The following is a 3,447-nucleotide window of genomic DNA, read 5'->3' as shown; positions in this document are numbered from 1 at the left end:
TGCCGGTGATGAACGCGCCGTCATCGGAGACCAGCATCGCGATCACCCCGGCCACCGCTGACGGGGCAGCCATACCGGCACCGCTGGATTCCTCGGTGGTCGGCATGATCGGCATCAACCTGGTGAACAAGTTCCAGTCCGCGTCTTGCGGAATGTATCCGCCTGTCGCATCGGTGATTCCGGACTTGATGCTTCCGGGTGCAACACACACCGCGCGCAGTCCTTTGCTTGCGTATTCGAGCGCCAGCGCATGGGTGAAGGATTGGACCCCGCCCTTGCTTGCCGCGTAGGCCGCCATGTAGGGATGGGCGAACGACGCAGACGTCGAGCTGAAATTGACGATGGCGCTGCGGGAATTCTGCAACAGCGCCGGCAGCGCCTCGCGGACCACCAGGAATGTTCCGGTCAGGTTGACCCCGATGATCTGGTTCCACAGATCCAGACCCATCTGCTCGGTGTGCACGGCACGCAGGATTCCGGCCGCGTTCACCACCGAATCCAGGCCGCCCAGCGTGTCCACCGCCGAACGCACACCGTCGACCACCGATCGCTCGTCACCGATGTTCATCTCGAGCGTGGTCAGGCGCTCACCCCCGCCGGCTTCTTCGGCCTGGGCACGGGTCTTGTCCAACCCGTCCGCGGCGACGTCGGCCGCGACGACGGCGGCGCCTTCATCGAGCAATCGCAGCGCGGTCGCCTGTCCGATGCCCGATGCCGCGCCGGTCACCAGGATCCGGTTGCCTGCTAGTCGCTTCATCTGTGCTCCTGTCTGGTGTTACTCACTGGCCCATAACGTATTTCAGAGTCGGCCCCGCGGTCCACCCACCGTCCACGGCGATCTCCGCACCGTTCACGTAGGCAGCGTCATCCGACAGCAGATACCCGACTGCACCGGCGATCTCCTCGGGCACCGCGATACGGCCCATCGGGAGATTGGGGTAGTTGCCCTCACCGACGTGGACGCCGATATTGGCGGTCATCGGAGTGGCGGCCATGCCCGGGTGCACCGAGTTGACCCGGATTCGTTCGGGCCCAAGCTCGACGGCGGCGATCTTCGACAGCCCGCGCACTCCCCACTTCGAAGCCCCATAGCCCGCGGTGAACGCCAAACCGAACAGCCCCGCAGCGGAGGAGATATTGACGATCGAACCGCCTCCTATCGAGCGCATCGGCTTGATTACCGCCTGCAGACCGTTGAACACGCCGACCAGGTTGATTTCCAGGACCATCCGAAAGTGTGCGAGGGGTTCGTGTTCGAGGAACTGCCCGGTCGACACACCGGCGTTGTTGACCAGACCGGTGAGCGAACCGAACTCGGCAGCGGTGAACTGCACTGCCGCCGACCACTGCTCCGGATCGGTGACATCGAGATGGGTGTACCGCGCGCGTGACCCGAGTTCCCCGACCAGTTGGCCGCCCTCATCGTCGAGCAGGTCGGCAAGCACCACACTGCCGCCACGGGCGAGGATGTGCCGCGCGAACGCCGCACCGAGCCCGCCGGCGCCACCGCTGATCAGCACGACTTTTCCGGCCAATTGACCTGAATTATTCTGCATCGCAATCGCTTTCTGCCGCGTGTCGGGCGCTGATGAATCCGAACACCATCGATGGCCCGATCGTCGCACCGGCACCGGCGTAGTCGTTGCCCATCACCGCGGCCGAGGTGTTACCGGTGGCATAGAGGCCGGCGATGACGCTACCGTCGGCCCGCAGCACCTGGCCGTTGGCGTTGTAGACCAGCCCGCCTTTGGTGCCCAGGTCGCCGGCCTGGATGCGCGCCGCGTAGTACGGCGCGCTGTCGATGACGTCCATCGTCGGGTGCGGCAGCGACGGGTCGCCGTAGTAGTTGTCATAGGCACTGTCGCCCCGCCCGAAATCGCCGTCATTGCCGTCGTGCGCGAATCCGTTGAATCTGTCGATGGTTTCGCGTAGCGACGACGCGGGCACGCCGATCGACGCGGCCAACGCATCGAGTGTGTCCGCGCGATGCATCAGCCCTGACGCGAACCAGTCGTCGGGGAATTTCTGGCCTGGCATCACGCCGCCGAATTGATAGCGGTTTTTGGCTTTCCGGTCGAAGACGAACCAAATCGGATCATGTCCGCCGGCGAGCTGTTGGTGCACAAACGTGACATACGGCGCCGCCTCGTTCACGAAGCGCCGGCCGGTCTGGTTGACGATGATCGAACGGGGAATCGACCGCTCGGAGACCAGCACACTCATCACGCCGTCGGGCCGCTTGAACGCCGGCATCCACCAGGCGTCGTCCATCAAATCGACTGCACCGCCCACGGCCTGGCCCGCTGTGATCCCGTCGCCGGTGTTGTCGGGCGAGCCTGCGCTGTAGTTGTCCTTGCCGCCGTCCCGAAGGAAATGCTTTCGCATCTCGCCGTTGTGCTCAAAACCCCCGGCAGCTAACAGGACTCCCTTGCGCGCCCGGATGCGGATCACGTCGCCGCCGCACTGAGCATGAATGCCGACAACGGCACCGGTGTCGTCGGTGATCAGGGAGTGCAGCGGCGTATTCAGCCACAACGGAATGCCCGCCTCCTTGGCGGCGAGCCGGAGGCGCCCGATCAGAGCCCGGCCCAGGGTGTCCATATGTCGGCGCAGCACAATGCTTTTGACAGCTCTGCCGACGGTCTGCAGGGCGGCACGGCGTCCCGACCAGGTGCGCATCACCATGTTGAGCCGGGCGAATTCCTTTGAGGTGACGAATAATCCGCCGGGGGTGGCCAGCGCGGCGGGCCGCAGCCACTGCTCGTCGTCGTCCAGTTTCTTCAGGTCGAACGGCAGCGGCTCGATGGTGCGTCCGCGGGCGCGTCCACCAGGCATCTCCGGGTGATAGTCCGAATAGCCGGTGCACCATTGGAATCGCAGATGCGGGCTGGTGTGCTCGAGGAACTCCATGGTCCGCGGTCCGTTGTCGATGAACGCGTCAATGTTGGCCGCGGGCGCCCGGCCGCCGACGACGGCATCAAGGTAGCGGCGTACGTCGTCGCGGGAATCGGCCAAGCCTTCTCGCTTGAGGGTCGGGTTGTTGGGGATCCAGATGTTCCCGCCGGAGAGCGCCGTGCTGCCGCCGTAGACACCCGCCTTTTCGATGACCAGTGTGTCCAGACCGCCGGCGTTGGCGGTCAGCGCCGCGGTGAGACCTCCGCAGCCACTGCCGACGACCACGAAGTCGACCTGGTGATTCCAGGCTTCGCCCTGGTCTGCGGCCGGCATGCGATCAGGCAACCACACTGGTTGTTGCTTCGGGGCGGCAATTCCCGCACAGCGGGACGATCGCCGCCCCCGCCGCCGTTGACCCCGTACCGTCGGCGGTATGACCCGGGATGTTGACGTGGTGGTGGTAGGGGCAGGTTTCGCCGGCCTGTACGCGCTACACCGGATGCGCAGCGACGGCTTGACCGTCCGGGTGTTCGAGGCCGCAGATGGTGTCGG

4 protein-coding genes are annotated in these 3,447 nt (G+C 65.3%); 1 reads left to right on the top strand and 3 read right to left on the bottom strand.

Translation table 11 applies throughout. The features are described 5' to 3' along the window. The 3 genes from VN856_RS13230 to VN856_RS13220 form a co-directional block, all read right to left on the bottom strand. A partial coding sequence (locus VN856_RS13230) for an SDR family NAD(P)-dependent oxidoreductase (RefSeq protein ID WP_325689692.1) occupies nucleotides 1–757 on the bottom strand: 757 nt, incomplete at its 3' end. A gap of 22 nt (nucleotides 758–779) precedes the next feature. Continuing rightward, a complete protein-coding gene (locus tag VN856_RS13225) occupies nucleotides 780–1,556 on the bottom strand; it encodes an SDR family oxidoreductase (RefSeq protein ID WP_325689690.1) in 777 nt (258 codons plus the stop codon). Continuing rightward, complete coding sequence (locus VN856_RS13220; RefSeq protein ID WP_325689688.1) at nucleotides 1,546–3,228, bottom strand: FAD-binding protein; 1,683 nt, start codon at nucleotides 3,226–3,228, stop codon at nucleotides 1,546–1,548. Before VN856_RS13220 ends, VN856_RS13225 begins: the two co-directional genes overlap by 11 nt. Nucleotides 3,229–3,328: 100 nt before the next feature. On the opposite strand from VN856_RS13220, the gene VN856_RS13215 reads away from it, so the two are divergent. Further along, nucleotides 3,329–3,447: NAD(P)-binding protein (locus VN856_RS13215; protein ID WP_325689694.1), on the top strand; the 119-nt coding region annotated here is incomplete at its 3' end.

It is taken from the genome of Mycobacterium sp., from assembly GCF_035603715.1.
Lineage (GTDB): Bacteria > Actinomycetota > Actinomycetes > Mycobacteriales > Mycobacteriaceae > Mycobacterium.
This window is presented reverse-complemented; position numbering and strand designations above follow the sequence as displayed.

Excerpts from the sequence above, each read along its gene's own strand:
- VN856_RS13220 (WP_325689688.1), bottom strand. The coding sequence starts at position 3,228 with ATGCCGGCCGCAGACCAGGGCGAAGCCTGGAATCACCAGGTCGACTTC.
- VN856_RS13225 (WP_325689690.1), bottom strand. The coding sequence starts at position 1,556 with ATGCAGAATAATTCAGGTCAATTGGCCGGAAAAGTCGTGCTGATCAGC.